Origin of the sequence: Streptomyces sp. NPDC048197 (genome assembly GCF_043202395.1) — a bacterium.
GTDB classification, from domain to species: domain Bacteria; phylum Actinomycetota; class Actinomycetes; order Streptomycetales; family Streptomycetaceae; genus Streptomyces; species Streptomyces siderophoricus.
This window is the reverse complement of sequence record NZ_JBIDAJ010000016.1, coordinates 87,001-102,275: the sequence shown is the minus strand read 5'-3', so window position 1 is coordinate 102,275 and position 15,275 is coordinate 87,001. Positions and strand designations below refer to the sequence as shown.

Here is a 15,275-nt window from a genome sequence, read left to right as displayed (position 1 = left end):
GCCCGTCCGGGCGGGGCGGTGGCCCAGCCGTACGACATGGGGGAGCCGATGCCACAGCAGCCCGCCACGGGACCCGACGGCGCGCCGCCCGCAGAGGAGCGGGCGATCGAGACGCGGGGGCTGACCAAGGCGTACCGAGGGGGTCAGCTCGCGGTCGACGGGCTCGACCTGATCGTGCCGCGCGGCAGCGTCTTCGGGTTCCTCGGGCCCAACGGCTCCGGCAAGACCACCACCATCCGGATGCTGATGGGCCTGATCGACGCGACCGCCGGCAGCGCCCGGGTGCTCGGGCAGCCGATGCCCGCCGCGGGCCGCCGGGTGCTGCCCAAGGTGGGAGCGCTCATCGAGGGCCCGGCGCTCTACGGCTTCCTCAGCGGCCGGGAGAACCTCCGGCGCTTCGACGCCGCCGACCCGGACGCCGATCCGCGCACCCGCGACGCGCGGGTGGACCGCGCCCTGGAGCGGGTCGGCCTCGGGGCGGCGGCCGGGAAGAAGGCACGGGCCTACTCCCTCGGCATGAAGCAGCGGCTCGGACTGGCCGCGGCGCTGCTGCAGCCCCGCGAGCTGCTGGTGCTGGACGAGCCGACCAACGGCCTGGACCCACAGGGCATGCGGGAGATCCGCGCGCTGGTCCGTGAGCTGGCCGCGGACGGCACCACGGTCTTCCTCTCCTCGCACCTCCTCGACGAGATCGAGCAGGTCTGCACCCACGCGGCGGTGATGGCCCGCGGCCGGCTGATCACCCAGGGCACGGTCGCCGACCTCTCCGCCACGGTCCTCGGCCCGCGCGGACCCGGCCGGCTGACGGTCACCACACCGGACCCGGCGGACGCGGTCCGGGTGCTGAAGGAGCACGGCCTGACCGGGCTTCGGACCACCGACGACCGGGTCACGGGCGAGCTGCCGGAAGCCGACGACGGGACCGGCCCGCCCGAGCTCGCCGACCTCAACGCCGCGCTGGTGCACGCCGGGGTCCGGGTGCGCGGCTTCGGCACCGAACGGGCCACGCTGGAGGACGTGTTCGTGCAGCTGACCGGGGAGGGCTTCGATGTCGCAGGCTGAGGGTGTGCTGCGCCGGCCCCGACCGCTGTGGTCGCTGGGCCTGCTGCGCAACGAGATCACCACGACCTTCCGGCGCTGGCGGACGCTCGCCCTGCTGGCGGTGCTCGCGGGCGTACCGGTGCTGGTCGGTGTCGCCGTCAAGATCGAGACGGCGGACGGCGGTCCGGGCGGCGGGGGCGGCCAGGGCGGCCCGGCGTTCATCTCCCAGGTCACCCACAACGGCCTGTTCCTGGTGTTCACCTCGCTCGCGGTGACGCTGCCGTTCTTCCTGCCGATGTCCATCGGCGTGATCGCCGGCGACTCCCTGGCCGGGGAGGCCCACGGCGGCACCCTGCGCTACCTCCTCGTCGCGCCCGCCGGCCGTAGCCGCCTGCTGCTGGTCAAATACGCCACCACCCTGACGTTCTGCCTGGTGGCCACCCTGGTCGTGGCGTTCTCCGCGCTGGCCACCGGGGCACTGCTCTTCCCGCTGGGCGAGGTCACTCTGCTGTCCGGGACGTCCATATCCTTCGGCGAGGGGCTGCTGCGGGCGCTGGCCATCGCCGTGGCGGTGGCGCTGTCCCTGATAGGCGTGGCCGCCGTGGGCCTGTTCATCTCGACGCTCACCAGCAGCGGTATCGCCGCGATGGCGACCACGGTCGGCCTGCTGATCACGGTGCAGATCCTGGACACCATCCCGCAGCTCAGCGCCGTCCAGCCGTATCTCTTCCCGCACTACTGGCTGTCGTTCGCGGACCTGCTCCGGGACCCGGTCTACTGGGACCAGCTGCAGAAGAACCTCGGCCTGCAGGCGCTCTACGCCGCGGTGTTCGGCTCGGCGGCCTGGGCGCGGTTCACCACCCGCGACATCACGGCGTAGGGCCGGTGGCGTCCGCCGGCCCGGTGGCCGCGGCCTCCGCCGCCGACGCCGGCGCGGCTCCGGTCGGCGCGGGTTCGGACACTGTGGCCTCAACCTGCGGGGCACCGGACTGCGGGGCGCCGGTCTGCAGTGCACCGGACTGCGCGGTCCCGGCCGCCCGGGCCTGCTCCGCGACCGCCTCGCCCGCGCGGGCGGCGGCATCGGCCAGCGCCACCCGGGCCCGCCGTGCCGTGCGCAGCGCGTCCCAGGTCAGCACCACCAGCGCGACCCACACCAGCCCGAAGCCGGCCCACCGCTCAGCCGGCATCTCCTCGTGGAAGACGGCGAGGCCCAGCGCGAACTGGAACGTCGGCGCCAGGTACTGCATCATCCCGATCACGGTCAGCGGCAGCCGGACCGCCGAGGCGCCGAAGCAGATCAGCGGCACCGCGGTCGCGACCCCGCAGCCGGCCAGCAGCAGCGCCTGGCCCACCCCGCCGCTGACGAAGGCCGACTCACCGCGCGCCCCCAGGTAGATCAGGAAGCCCAGCGCGGGCAGCAGCTGCATCGCCGTCTCGGCGCTGAAGCCCTCGATGCCGTCGAGCTTGATGCCCTTCTTGACCAGCCCGTACGTCGCGAACGTGAAGGCCAGGCCGAGCGCGATCCAGGGCATCTTGCCGTAGGCGACGGTCATCACGACGACGGCGAGGGCACCGACGCCCACCGCCGTCCACTGCAGCGGCCGCAGCCGCTCGCGCAGGAAGAGGACGCCGAAGGCGATGCTGACCAGCGGGTTGATGAAGTAGCCGAGCGAAGCCTCCAGGACATGACCGGAGTTGACCGCCCAGATGTAGAGGAACCAGTTCGTCGAGATCACCAGGGCGCAGACCAGCACCAGCGCCAGCCGCTTGGGCTGCCGCAGCAGCGGCCGTATCCAGGCCCAGCGGCGCATCGCGGCCAGGATGACGACCGCGACCGGCAGCGACCACGCCATGCGGTGCGCCAGGATCTCCGACGGCGAGGCGGCGTCCAGCAGATGCCAGTAGAGGGGCAGCAGGCCCCACATGGTGTAGGCGGCGATGCCGAAGACGAGGCCGGCGCGCTGATCGCTTCGAGACTGCAAGAGGCCCTCCTGGTTGTGCTGCGCCGGCTCGGGTGACGGTCGACCCTGTGAAGGTAGCGCCGGACCGGGCCGCGTGTCATGTGTGTATGCAAAAAACGGTGATGACAGGCGGCGCCGCAGGTCGGAGGCGGGTCGGACTCAGGTCACACGAGGGACGGGCATGGGGTGGGCACGAGAGGGCCGCGGGCCGCCCGGGCCCTTGCGTGACCGAACCCTTCCCGATCGCCCGCCCCTGGGCCCCCGCCCCGGGCCACGCAAGCCGCATCGCCCACGCAGCGCGCAAGCCGCATCGCTCCCGCCGCCGCGCAGCCCCGCTCAACGCTCCAGCCGCGCCAGTGCGTCCGCGATGGCCTCGGCGATCGGGGTGGTGGGGCGGCCGATGAGTCGGGAGAGGTCGCCGGGGGTGGCGGCCAGTTCGCCGCGGGCGATCCCGGCGTCCGACTCGGCGGCCGTCCGGGCGCCCAGCGCCGGCATGCCCGCCTCGATCATCCGCGCCACGTATTCCTTCTGCGGCAGGTCGCGGTACGGGATCCGGCGGTCGGTCTGCCGGGACACCTCGGCGGCGTACTCGGCCATCGACCAGGCGGTGTCGCCGCTCAGCTCGTAGACGGTGTTCTCGTGGCCGGTGCCGGTGAGCACCACGGCGGCCGCCTCGGCATAGTCCCGGCGGGCGGCGGTGGCCACCCGGCCCTCGCCGGCGCAGCCGAACACCGCGCCGTTCTTGAGCGTCGTGGCGAGCGCCCCGGTGTAGTTCTCGTGGTACCAGCCGTTGCGCAGCAGGCAGTACGGCACACCCGAGGCGAGCAGCGCCTGTTCGGTGGCGAGGTGTTCCTCGGCGAGGGAGAAGGTGGCGGTGGGGCCGCCCAGCACGCTGGTGTACGCCAGCAGCGCCACGCCGGCCTCCCGGGCGGCGTCGATCACCGTGCGGTGCTGGGTGACCCGTTGCCCGGCCTCGTTCCCGGAGATCAGCAGCACCCGGTCGCCGGCCGCGAAGACGTCCTCCAGGGTGTCGGGCCGGCCGTAGTCCGCGGGCCTGATAGCGACACCGCGCGCCTGAAGATCGGCGGCCCTGGACGGGTCCCGGGCGAGGCCGACGATGCCGGCCGGGGCGGTGCGGGTGAGCAGTTCCTCGATGACGAGCCGGCCGAGCGCTCCGGTGGCGCCGGTGACGACGATGCTCATGTTCTGCCCCCTGGTTCGGAGGCCGCCAGCATGGCACCCGTACCGGACGCGCAGAAGGGACGCGCGCCGGAAGCCGGAGCCGAGCCCCGGAACGGCGGGTGCCCGTGGAAACGGCGGGTGCCCGTAGGCGGGACGCCGTATGACGCCTCCCCTACGGGCACCCGCAAGAGGTCGCGAGCAGCTGCTGAGCAGCCCCTCAGGCCTCAGCAGTACCTCGGGTCCTCAGCAGCCCCTCAGGCCCCCTCAGGTCCTCAGCCGACGACCGTCCAGGTGTCGGTGCCGGTCAGCAGGGCGGACAGGTCGCCCTTGCCCTTCTGCTCCACGGCGGTGTCCAGCTGGTCCGCCATCAGCGTGTCGTAGACCGGCCGGTCGACGTTGCGCAGCACACCGATGGGGGTGTGGTGCAGGGTGTCGGGGTCGGCGAGCCGGGACAGGGCGAAGGCGGTGGTGGGGGAGGGGCTGTGGGCGTCGTGCACCAGCACGCTGTCGGCGCCCTCCTCGGTGACGTCGATGATCTTGAGATCGCCGGTGGCCGGGTCGCGGACCACGCCCTTGGAGCCGAGACCGTCCTCGGCCGGCGTGCCGAAGCGGATCGGCCGGCCGTGCTCCAGGCGGATGACGGCTTCCTGGGCCTGCTCCTTGTCCTTGAGTGCCTCGAAGGCGCCGTCGTTGAAGATGTTGCAGTTCTGGTAGATCTCGACCAGGGCGGTGCCGGGGTGGTCGGCGGCCGCGCGCAGCACCGAGGTGAGGTGCTTGCGGTCGGAGTCGACCGTGCGGGCCACGAAGGTCGCCTCGGCGCCCAGGGCCAGCGAGACCGGGTTGAACGGCGCGTCCAGGGAGCCCATCGGGGTCGACTTGGTGATCTTGCCGACCTCGGAGGTGGGGCTGTACTGGCCCTTGGTCAGGCCGTAGATCCGGTTGTTGAACAGCAGGATCTTGAGGTTGACGTTGCGCCGCAGGGCGTGGATGAGGTGGTTGCCGCCGATGGAGAGCGCATCGCCGTCACCCGTGACGACCCAGACGGACAGATCGCGCCGCGAGGAGGCCAGGCCGGTGGCGATGGCCGGGGCGCGGCCGTGGATGGAGTGCATCCCGTAGGTGTTCATGTAGTACGGGAAGCGGGAGGAGCAGCCGATGCCGGAGACGAAGACGATGTTCTCCTTCGCCAGGCCGAGCTCGGGCATGAAGCCCTGCACGGCGGCGAGGACGGCGTAGTCACCGCAACCGGGGCACCAGCGCACTTCCTGGTCGGACTTGAAGTCCTTCATGGACTGCTTGGCCTCGGCCTTGGGCACCAGGGAGAGCGCCTCGGGGTGTGAGGCCCGCTCCGAGATCGTCTCAGTCATTGATGGCCTCCTTAAAGACCTCCGCGAGCTGCTCGGCCTTGAACGGCATTCCGCTGACCTGGGTGTGCGAGCGCGCGTCGACGAGGTACTTGGCGCGCAGCAGGGTGGCGAGCTGTCCGAGGTTCATCTCCGGCACGATCACCTTGTCGTAACGCGCCAGCACCTCGCCGAGATTCCGCGGGAAGGGGTTGAGGTGGCGCAGATGGGCCTGCGCGATGCGCTCCCCTGCGCCCCGTACGCGCCGTACCGCGGCGGTGATCGGGCCGTACGTCGAGCCCCAGCCCACCACGAGGGTGCCGGCACCTTGGCCGCTGTCGTCGGTGGGGTCGTCGACCTCGATGTCGGGGACCTCGATGCCGTCCACCTTCGCCTGGCGGGTGCGCACCATGAAGTCGTGGTTGGCCGGGTCGTAGGAGATGTTGCCGGTGCCGTCCTGCTTCTCGATGCCGCCGATGCGGTGCTCCAGGCCCGGCGTGCCGGGGACGGCCCAGGGGCGCGCGAGGGTGTGCTCGTCGCGCTTGTAGGGCCAGAACACCTCGGTGCCGTCCACCGTCACGTGGTTGGGACCGGAGGCGAACTGCACGCGCAGGTCGGGGAGTTCGGTGACCTCGGGGATCCGCCAGGGCTCGGAGCCGTTGGCCAGGTAGCCGTCGGAGAGCAGGAAGACCGGGGTGCGGTAGGTCAGCGCGATGCGGGCCGCCTCCAGTGCCGCGTCGAAGCAGTCGGCGGGCGTCTTCGGCGCCACGATCGGCACCGGCGCCTCGCCGTTGCGCCCGTACATCGCCTGCAGCAGGTCGGCCTGCTCGGTCTTGGTCGGCAGACCGGTCGAGGGGCCGCCGCGCTGGATGTCGACGATCAGCAGCGGCAGTTCCAGGCTGACCGCGAGCCCGATGGTCTCGGACTTCAGCGCCACGCCCGGGCCGGAGGTGGTCGTCACCGCCAGCGAGCCGCCGAACGCCGCGCCCAGCGCCGCGCCGATACCGGCGATCTCGTCCTCCGCCTGGAACGTCCGCACACCGAAGTTCTTGTGCTTGGACAGCTCGTGCAGGATGTCGGAGGCAGGGGTGATCGGGTACGAGCCCAGGTACAGCGGCAGGTCGGCCTGCTGGGAGGCGGCGACCAGGCCGTAGGAGAGCGCGAGGTTGCCGGAGATGTTGCGGTAGGTGCCGGTCGGGAACGCCTTGGTGGCCGGCGCGACCTCGTAGGAGACCGCGAAGTCCTCGGTCGTCTCGCCGAAGTTCCAGCCCGCCCGGAAGGCCGTGACGTTCGCCTCGGCGATGTCCGGCTTCTTGGCGAACTTGTCCCGCAGGAACTTCTCGGTGCCCTCGGTCGGCCGGTGGTACATCCACGACAGCAGACCCAGCGCGAACATGTTCTTGCTGCGCTCGGCCTCCTTGCGGGAGAGCCCGAAATCCTTGAGCGCCTCGATGGTCAGCGTCGTCAGCGGCACCGGGTGGACGTTGTACGCCGACAGCGAGCCGTCCTCCAGCGGGCTGGTGTCGTAGCCGACCTTCGCCATCGGGCGCTTGGTGAACTCGTCGGTGTTGACGATGATCTCCGCGCCCCGCGGCACGTCCGCGAGGTTCGCCTTCAGCGCGGCCGGGTTCATCGCGACCAGCACGTTCGGAGCGTCACCGGGCGTGAGGATGTCGTGGTCGGCGAAGTGCAGCTGGAAGCTGGAGACACCGGGCAGGGTCCCGGCGGGGGCCCGGATCTCGGCGGGGAAGTTCGGCAGCGTCGACAGGTCGTTACCGAACGACGCCGTCTCCGATGTGAACCGGTCCCCGGTGAGCTGCATTCCGTCACCGGAGTCACCGGCGAACCGGATGATCACCCGGTCCAGGCGCCGGACTTCTTTGCCCTCGCCGCCACTGCCGGAGGAGCGCTGTCCCCCGACGAGCGCTGCGTCGGCCTGCTCGGCTGGGCTACTGACCTGGCTGGTCACTGCTTCGGACCTCCCTCTAAGGGGTGCGGCGTCCCCGCCGGAGGCAGGGCTCGGGACGTGTCGTACCGACCGGTTGTCCCATAACCATCGTACGTGGGTAAGGGTGCCCTTCCCTGGCTCGATCACATGGTGGACGTCACCATGAGACACCGATCTGGTGCGTTTTGTCATGAAATCACCGCCCCCGTGACCCCTTCTTCATGACGCTCCGGACTCCGCCCCCGGTTCTCCGTCCGGGGGCCCGGTCCGGCGGTGAACACCCCGTGAACTGGACGTCTGACAGCCTGTCAGGTCCTCAGGAATTGAGGTAGGTCAGGACGGCGAGCACTCTGCGGTGATCCCCGTCACTCTGCGCCAGGCCCAGCTTCAGGAAGATGTTGCTGACGTGCTTCTCGACCGCGCCGTCGCTGACCACCAGCGCACGGGCGACGGCGGAGTTCGTCCGGCCCTCGGCCATCAGCCCCAGCACCTCCCGCTCCCGCGGCGTCAGATGCGCCAGCACGTTCTGCTTGCGGCTGCGGCCCAGCAGCTGCGCCACCACCTCCGGGTCCAGGGCCGTACCGCCCCCGGCGACCCGCACCACCGCGTCGACGAACTCACGGACCTCGGCCACCCGGTCCTTCAGCAGATAGCCCACGCCCTGGGTCGACCCGGCCAGCAGCTCCGTGGCGTACTGCTCCTCGACGTACTGCGAGAGCACCAGAACGCCCAGGTCGGGGTGGTCCCGGCGGAGCCGGATCGCGGCCCGTACGCCCTCGTCGGTGTGCGTCGGCGGCATCCGTACGTCCGCCACGACCACGTCCGGCAGTGCGCCCTCGTCCGCCAGCTCCCCGATCACCTTGATCAGCGCCTCGGCGTCGCCCACCCCCGCCACGACCTCGTGCCCCCGGTCGGTGAGGAGCCGGGTCAGCCCCTCCCGGAGGAGCACCGAATCCTCGGCGATGACCACCCGCACCTTGTCGTCCTCCACGGATCCCCCATGCCTCGTACGCGCCCGCCCTGTCGGGCCCCAGCATCTCAGGATCCGGACGGGGCGGGGGAGGCGGGCGGGGAGTGCGAGGTGGGTGGGGCGTCCGGGGTGCCCGGGGGCGGGCGCGGTTTCGGGTCGGCGGGTCCGGGTCAGCCGCGCCAGGGCAGTTCGGCGGTGATGTGCGTCGGGCCGCCGACCGGCGAGTCGACGATCAGCAGGCCCTCGACGGCGGCGAGGCGTTCGGCGAGTCCGGCCAGCCCGGTCCCGTCGTCCGTATGGGCGCCGCCCCGGCCGTCGTCCGTCACCAGGACCATCAGCCGGTCCCCGGTGCGCCAGACGTCCAGCGTGGCGCCGGTGGCCCGGGCGTGCTTGGAGACGTTCTGCAGCAGCTCGGACGCGGTGAAGTACGCGATGCCCTCGATCGCCGCGGCCGGCCGGTGGTCCAGGTCCACGGTCACCGTCACCGGGACCGTGCAGCGCGCGGCCAGCGCCGACAGCGCCGGGCCCAGCCCCCGGTCGGTGAGGATCGCCGGGTGGATGCCGCGGGCCAGGTCACGCAGCTCCTGGAGGGCGATCTTCACCTCGCCGTGCGCCTCGTCGACCATCTTCGCGGCGGCCTGCGGATCCTCCGCCAGCTTCTCCTTGGCCAGGCCCAGGTCCATCGCCAGCGACACCAGCCGGGCCTGCGCCCCGTCGTGCAGATCCCGCTCGATGCGCCGCAGGTCGGCGGCCGCGGTGTCCACCACCACGCCGCGGTCCGACTCCAGCTGCGAGACCCGGGTGGCGAGGGACGAGGGCCCCAGCAGGCCGTGCACCAGGACCCGGTCCACCTGGGTCAGCCCGCGGATCACCCACGGCCCGGCCAGCACGAGCAGCAGCCCGGCCCCGCTGACGATCCCGACCTCCGCCGGGGTGTCGACGTAGAGGCCGTTGCCCAGGCCGTCGCCCCACAACTGGATGCCCGGCTGCCCCACGTACGCCGGGAAGACCCACCGCCACAACGGGTACGACAGCAGCGTCCAGCCGAGCGTCCAGAACGTCAGCGAGAAGATGAAGGCGAAGATCGCCCACGGGAAGCGCAGCAGGCAGTACAGGAGGTGCCGCCAGGACACCCCGCTCTTCAGGACGGCCCCGATCCACGCCATCAGACCCGGCTTCGCGGGACGCACCGGCTCCGGGGTGGCCACCTCCAGCCCCAACAGCGCCCGGGCCCGCGCCCGCTCCACGCCGCCCAGCCCCCGGGCCCCGGCCAGACCGCCGGCCAGCACCGGGATGCCGAGGAACGTGACCAGCAGGCCCGCGCCGACCGTGAGCACCCCGATCGCGTAGACGAACAGCACGCAGGCGATCGGGTAGCTGAGGAAGAGGTACAGGAACTCCCGCCAGGTGCGCCCGGAAAAGGGGGCGCGCAGCGCCACCGGCACCCGGGAGGGGTGGGGGTGGGGCTGCGGGGTGTATGCGGATTCCATCGTCTCGTCGTCCGTTCTGCCGGGTGGCCGGGTGGCCGGGTGCGGTGCGGGCCGTCTGCGGTGGGGGCCGTCTGCGGTGTGCGGCGCCGTGACCAGCGTCCGCGACCCGCCCTTCCCCGCACCATGAGGCTGCTCGCAGTCCGTTCCGGGGGTTTTCCCCACCCCGCACCGCGGGCCCGGCACGATCCGCTGGTCAGCGGCGCTTCCGCCGCCGCTCGGCCGGGGGACCGGATGCCGCCCGTCCGGTCGTGGCCGCGGGCTGTGCGCCCGCGCCCGGCCGGGCCCGCCACGGCAGTTCCGCGGTCACCCGGGTGGGCCCGCCGTCCGGCGAGCTCAGCAGGAACACCCCGTCCACCGCCCCCAGCCGTTCGGCCAGCCCGGCCAGCCCGCTGCCGCCGTCCAGCCGCGCCCCGCCCTTGCCGTCGTCCGCGACCTGGATCAGCAGCCGGTCCGCGGACCGCCACACCTCGACGGACGCCTGCCGGGCCGCGCTGTGCTTGGAGACGTTCTGCAGCAGCTCCGAGACGGTGAAGTACGCAATGCCCTCGATCGCCGGCGCGGGCCGCTCGTCCAGGTCCACCGCCACCGTCGCGGGCACCGTGCAGCGCCCGGCCAGCGAGGCCAGGGCCGGCCCCAGCCCGCGGTCGGTCAGGATCGCCGGGTGGATGCCCCGCGCCAGGTCCCGCAGCTCCTGCAGCGCCAGCTTCACCTCGCCGTGCGCCTCGTCCACCATCGCCGCCACGGTCTCGTCGGCCCGGCCCTCCAGCAGCTTCTCCTTCGCCAGGCCCAGACCCATCGCGAGCGCCACCAGCCGGGCCTGCGCACCGTCGTGGAGGTCCCGTTCGATCCGCCGCAGATCGGCGGCCGCGGTGTCGGTGACCGTCATCCGGTCCGCCTCCAGTTCGGCGATCCGCCGCTCCAGCTCGTCCGAGGGTGACAGCAGCCCGCGCACCATCGCCCGGTCCACGTTCGCCAGCCCGCGCGCCACCCAGGGCAGCACCGGCCAGCCCACGAAGAGCGAGACCAGCACGACCGCGAAGGTGAGCACGGACCACGGCAGCCGGACGAACGCGAACAGCGCGTGCCGCCAGGCGACCGGATCCGCAAGACTCGCCCGCAACCACGGGAAGAACCCCTTGTCGCGCGGGCGCAGCGGGCTCGGCTCGGCGACCCGCACCCCGAGCAGCGCCCGCGCCCGGGCCCGCTCCAGCCTCCCGTACCGGCGGCACGCCTTCAGGCCGAGAGCCAGCAGCGGCAGCCCGATGACGGTCACCGACAGCCCGGTGCCCAGCGTCAGCCACACCACCAGCACCACGAACGCCGCGATGCCCAGCGGCAAGTTGGCCAGCAGATGGCCGATCTCCCGCCAGGTCACGGTGTCGAACGGCGCTCGCGGCGGCGGAGGTGACATCTCGTCAAGGGCGTCGTCGGCGGCACGGGGTCGGGAACTCACGGTCATGCGCCCAGCCTGCCCGGCCGCGGTCCGCTGTGCCATGGGGTGGCCGGGGCGGCCGCGGTGGGGTTTTCCCCACCCCACGCGCCGCGCGCCGGGCCGGACGACGGACCATCCCCCCCCCGCCTCGCGCCGCGGACCTTCCCGCAGGTCATCGGCGCGGCGGCGGGGGCGAGGGGGAAGGCAACCTGATCCGCGACCGATCCGCGACCGGTCCGCGCCCCGATCCGCGAGCCGGTACGGGGCGTTGGTGCAGGTTGGTGCCGGTCTCGTTATCCACAGCGGTGGACACGGCGCGCCGGCGGGACCTTATTGTGTGGCGATGCACAACGGGAGGGGCGAGTGGCGATGGCGCGGGGCGACGACGGCCTGGTGGTGACGCCGGAATCCGCCGTACGGCAGCCGGCTGACGCGGCGCCGCATGCCACCGGCACGGTGGCCGCCTCCCTCGACGTCCGCGGCTGGGGCTGGGGCGACCGCAGCAGGACATGGACGGCGGCGACGGCGAGCGTGCTGCTCGCGGCGGTCGCCGGGGTCTGTGCGCACAGCTGGTTCGGGGACGGCGCCGCATCGGCGGCCGGTATCGCCGCCGTCGTCACCGTGGCCGGAGCGGCCGTCGGCGCGCTCGCCGGGAAGGACGCACAGGGTTCCCCGGGTGTCGTACGGGGCGGGCAACACGCCCCCGCAGGCGCCCTGTTGCTGCTCGGCGGCACCCTCGGGGTGGCCGCCGCCTGGCAGGCCACCTCCGGTGGCGGCGCCCGGCTCGCCGCCGTCGGCCTCACCGCCGCGGCCGTGCTCGCGCTCCTCGGACTCTGCACGACCGCGGGCCGCGCGGCCCTGATGGGCGCCGCGTCGGTGGTGCTCGCGGTCGGCGGGTGGGAGCTGGGGCTGGCGCTGACCACCCCTGCCCGTACGGGAGTTGCGCTCGCCTTCGTCTCCGTACTGGTCCTCGGGTACCTCCCCCGGCTCGCCCTGATGACGGCCGGCCTGACCCGGCTCGACGACCAGCGCTCCGGCGGCACCCCGGTCAGCCGCCACCAGGTGGGGGCCGCCCTCGGCGGCGCACACCGGGAGCTCTCCCTGGTCACGGTGGCGACGGCCGTCTCGGCGGGCGCGGGCGGGGTGCTCGCGGTGCAGACCCCCGGCCTGTGGACGGTGCTCTCGGCGCTGCTGCTGAGCATCGTCCTGTGCTCGCGGGCGCGGGCGTACCCGCTGGCGGTGGAGGTCGTCGCGCTGCTCGCGGCCGGCCTGGCGACAGCCGTCCGGCTGGTGCTGCTCTGGGCCACCGACGGCGGCGCCCCGGCGCCCGCACTGGCCGCCCTCGGAGTGCTGGCGGTGCTGCCCGTCGTGGTCCCGGCGATACGGACGCCCGAGCCGCTGCGGACCCGTCTGCGCCGCTGGCTGGACCTGGTCGAGTCGGTGAGCGTGGCAGCGCTGATCCCGGCGGCCCTGGGCGCCTTCGGGCTCTACGGCCTGCTGTCCGGCGCGTCCTGACCGGGAGGGGGCAGCATGTCGGCTTCGGGAGCGCCTATGGGTGCGCCTGCGGGTGGGTCTGCGGGGGTGCCTACGGGTGGGGCTGCCGGGGCGCCGGGGGGCGCGGGGGCGGGGGCGGATGAGTGGCCCCGGCCGGATGCGGAGGCGGTTGCGGGGGCGGGAGCGGGCCTGCGCGCGGATGCGGGACCGGGGGCGGATGCGGGCAGGTATGCGGGCACCTATCTGGAGATGGGGGCGCGGAGAGCCGAGGGAGCTGGGGGAGCGGGGGAGCACGGGGGTGGGACCGTACGGCAAGCAAGAGGGGACGTGGACGCGGTGACGACGAGGGACGGGGCTGCGGGAGCGAGTACCGGCGCCCTGCCGACGGCCGGGTCCGTGCCGGGGGCTGAGTCCGTACCGGTGGCCGGGGCGGCGCCAGTGGCCGGAGCCGTGCCGGTGGCTGAACAGCGAGCGGGTCATGGTCAGGCGGCTGCGGGCGGGCAGGTGCCGAGCGCCGGCCAGGAGTTGAACGGCGGGCAGGGGCTGTCCGGTGGCCAGCAGTCGGCCGGCGGGCAGGTTCCTGGTGCCGCGGGTGCCGGGCCGATGCCCGCCGCGGCGCAGCCTGCCGTAGCCCCGTCGGTGTCGTCCGAGGCATCCCCGCAGATGCCCACCACACCCCCACACGCGCCCACCGCACCCCTCCAGGCTCCTGCCCCTGGGCCGATGCCGGTGTCCGGGGCGATGGCGGCGCCCGGTCCCATGCCTGCTTCCGGGCCGGCGCACGCTTCCGGGCCGGCGTCTGCCGCCGGCCCGATGCCGGTGCAGCCGACCGCTGCCGCCACCCCTGCCCCCATCGCCGACCCCGGCACCGGCCCCGTCTACACCCCCACCCCCCTCTACAGCCCCACCCCCGTCCACAGCCCCGCCCCCACACCGACACCCACACCGGCCCCCACCCCCCACCAGCCCCAGATTTCAGCTCCTGCGTCTGCTCCTGCTCCTGCTCCCGGGCGGTATGGGCGGCCGGGGCCCGGGCTGCCGGCGCGGACGCCGGTCTCCGTTCCGCTCCTGCCGCCGGAACTGGCCGACGGCGGTCCGCGGCCGCGCCGTGGCGACCCGCTGTCCCGGCGTGCGGGCCGTGCGCTGCGCCGGGTGTTCGCCTCGTCGCCGGCCGCCGAGACGGCCGCTGTCACGCAGGCCGCGTACGCCATCCAGCAGCCGGTGACGACCGGCCGGCAGATAGCCGTGTCGAGCATCCGTGGGGGCGCCGGCAAGTCCACCATCGCCGCCCTCCTGGCGCTCACCTATGCCCACTACCGGCCCGACCCGGTGCTCGCCGTGGAGGCCGACCCGGCGCTCGGCACCCTGCCGCACCGCCTCGGCGCCCGCGAGGTGCGCTGGTCCGGGACGGACCTGGCACAGATCGTCGACCCATCGATGCTGATCACGGACCTGACCGGCTATCTGCTGCCGTTCGCGGGCGGCGGCTGGCTGCTGCCCGGCAGCCAGGGCTCCATCGGCGCCCGCCTGGACCTCGACACGTACCGCATCGTGATGACCTCCCTGCGACGGCACTTCGCGGCCACGGTGGTCGACTGCGAGACGCTGCCCGCCGAGGTGGCGCGTACGGCGCTGGTGACGACGCAGGCGCGGGTGCTGGTCACCCCGGCGACCCCGGAGGGCGTCGCGGCCACCCGTTCCGTACTGAACTGGGTCGGCGGGCTGCACCCCGGCCTGCTGCCCACCACGGTCGTGGTGCTCACCCACTCCTCGCCCGACAGCGGCGTCGACGTGCGCAAGGCCGCCGACCACCTCGGAGCCGGTGGGGCGGCGGTGCTGCCGCTGCCGTACGACCGCCATCTGGCGGCCGGCGGTGCCATCCGGACCGAACTGCTCGGGGAGCGGACCCGGGAGGCGGCGGCCCGGATCGCGGCCGAGGCGATGGACCGCGCGGTGTCCCGGGATCCGATCCGCCGCCAGCACCAGGCACGGCAGCCGGCCCACCAGCCGAGCCCATCGGCCCACCAGCAGGGCCAGCCGAACCAGTCGGCCCAGCAGCCACACCAGCCGGGCCAGTCGGCCCACCAGCCGAGTCAGCCGAACCAGCAGGCCCACCAGGCCCACCAGCCGAGTCAGCAGCCGCCTCAGCAGAACGGGCAGCCGCCGCAGCCATACCAGCCACACCCGCAGCAGCCACATCCGGCGCCGCCTCAGCCGCAACAAGCAGCTGCGCCCCACCAGCCGCCACCGGTGTACGCACCCCCTGCGGCCCCACCGGCCCCGGCCCCTGCTGCACCACCACCGGCCTCAGCCCCGGCGCCGGCCGCATCCCCGGCCCCCGCTCCGGCGCCCCCCGCCCCCGACCGGCGCAGCCCCTTCGACGGTGGCCCGATCCACTGATATGGATCATCGTC

11 protein-coding genes are annotated in these 15,275 nt (G+C 73.6%); 4 read left to right on the top strand and 7 right to left on the bottom strand.

What is annotated here, in order from left to right; translation table 11 throughout:
• The first annotated feature begins 48 nt into the window (after positions 1-48).
• Both ACGF4C_RS21900 and ACGF4C_RS21895 read left to right on the top strand, forming a co-directional pair.
• Complete coding sequence (locus tag ACGF4C_RS21900) at positions 49-1,062, top strand: ATP-binding cassette domain-containing protein (protein WP_393568413.1); 1,014 nt, start codon at positions 49-51, stop codon at positions 1,060-1,062.
• Positions 1,049-1,921, top strand: a complete 873-nt coding sequence (locus ACGF4C_RS21895; RefSeq protein WP_393568411.1) for an ABC transporter permease — start codon at positions 1,049-1,051, stop codon at positions 1,919-1,921. The genes ACGF4C_RS21900 and ACGF4C_RS21895 overlap by 14 nt, the downstream gene beginning before the upstream one ends.
• Here ACGF4C_RS21895 and rarD read toward each other — a convergent pair.
• The 7 genes from rarD to ACGF4C_RS21860 form a co-directional block, all read right to left on the bottom strand.
• Positions 1,911-3,023, bottom strand: a complete 1,113-nt coding sequence (gene rarD / locus ACGF4C_RS21890; RefSeq protein ID WP_393568410.1) for an EamA family transporter RarD — start codon at positions 3,021-3,023, stop codon at positions 1,911-1,913. The two genes, ACGF4C_RS21895 and rarD, sit on opposite strands and share 11 nt — an antisense overlap.
• A gap of 315 nt (positions 3,024-3,338) precedes the next feature.
• Positions 3,339-4,205 carry an SDR family oxidoreductase gene (locus ACGF4C_RS21885; RefSeq protein WP_393568408.1) on the bottom strand — a complete coding sequence of 289 codons (867 nt, stop codon included), beginning with the start codon at positions 4,203-4,205 and terminating at the stop codon, positions 3,339-3,341.
• Between the two features lie 251 nt (positions 4,206-4,456).
• Positions 4,457-5,551, bottom strand: coding sequence for a 2-oxoacid:ferredoxin oxidoreductase subunit beta (locus tag ACGF4C_RS21880; RefSeq protein WP_393568406.1), 1,095 nt, complete (start codon positions 5,549-5,551; stop codon positions 4,457-4,459).
• The gene (locus ACGF4C_RS21875) at positions 5,544-7,496 is read right to left on the bottom strand and encodes a 2-oxoacid:acceptor oxidoreductase subunit alpha (RefSeq protein ID WP_393568404.1); all 1,953 of its coding nucleotides are present in this window, start codon (positions 7,494-7,496) and stop codon (positions 5,544-5,546) included. The genes ACGF4C_RS21880 and ACGF4C_RS21875 overlap by 8 nt, the downstream gene beginning before the upstream one ends.
• Before the next feature lie 295 nt (positions 7,497-7,791).
• Entirely contained in the window at positions 7,792-8,451 is a 660-nt protein-coding gene (locus tag ACGF4C_RS21870; RefSeq protein ID WP_030416562.1) for a response regulator transcription factor, read from the bottom strand.
• A 164-nt stretch (positions 8,452-8,615) separates the two neighbouring features.
• Positions 8,616-9,935: a sensor histidine kinase gene (locus tag ACGF4C_RS21865; RefSeq protein WP_393568403.1), complete on the bottom strand. Its 1,320-nt coding sequence runs from the start codon at positions 9,933-9,935 to the stop codon at positions 8,616-8,618.
• A gap of 193 nt (positions 9,936-10,128) precedes the next feature.
• The gene (locus tag ACGF4C_RS21860) at positions 10,129-11,394 is read right to left on the bottom strand and encodes a sensor histidine kinase (protein ID WP_393568401.1); all 1,266 of its coding nucleotides are present in this window, start codon (positions 11,392-11,394) and stop codon (positions 10,129-10,131) included.
• A 342-nt stretch (positions 11,395-11,736) separates the two neighbouring features.
• Here ACGF4C_RS21860 and ACGF4C_RS21855 point away from each other — a divergent pair, with 342 nt between their 5' ends.
• Both ACGF4C_RS21855 and ACGF4C_RS21850 read left to right on the top strand, forming a co-directional pair.
• Positions 11,737-12,882: a secretion protein snm4 gene (locus tag ACGF4C_RS21855; protein WP_393568519.1), complete on the top strand. Its 1,146-nt coding sequence runs from the start codon at positions 11,737-11,739 to the stop codon at positions 12,880-12,882.
• A 792-nt stretch (positions 12,883-13,674) separates the two neighbouring features.
• Positions 13,675-15,261, top strand: coding sequence for a hypothetical protein (locus tag ACGF4C_RS21850; RefSeq protein ID WP_393568399.1), 1,587 nt, complete (start codon positions 13,675-13,677; stop codon positions 15,259-15,261).
• The last annotated feature ends 14 nt before the right edge of the window (positions 15,262-15,275 follow it).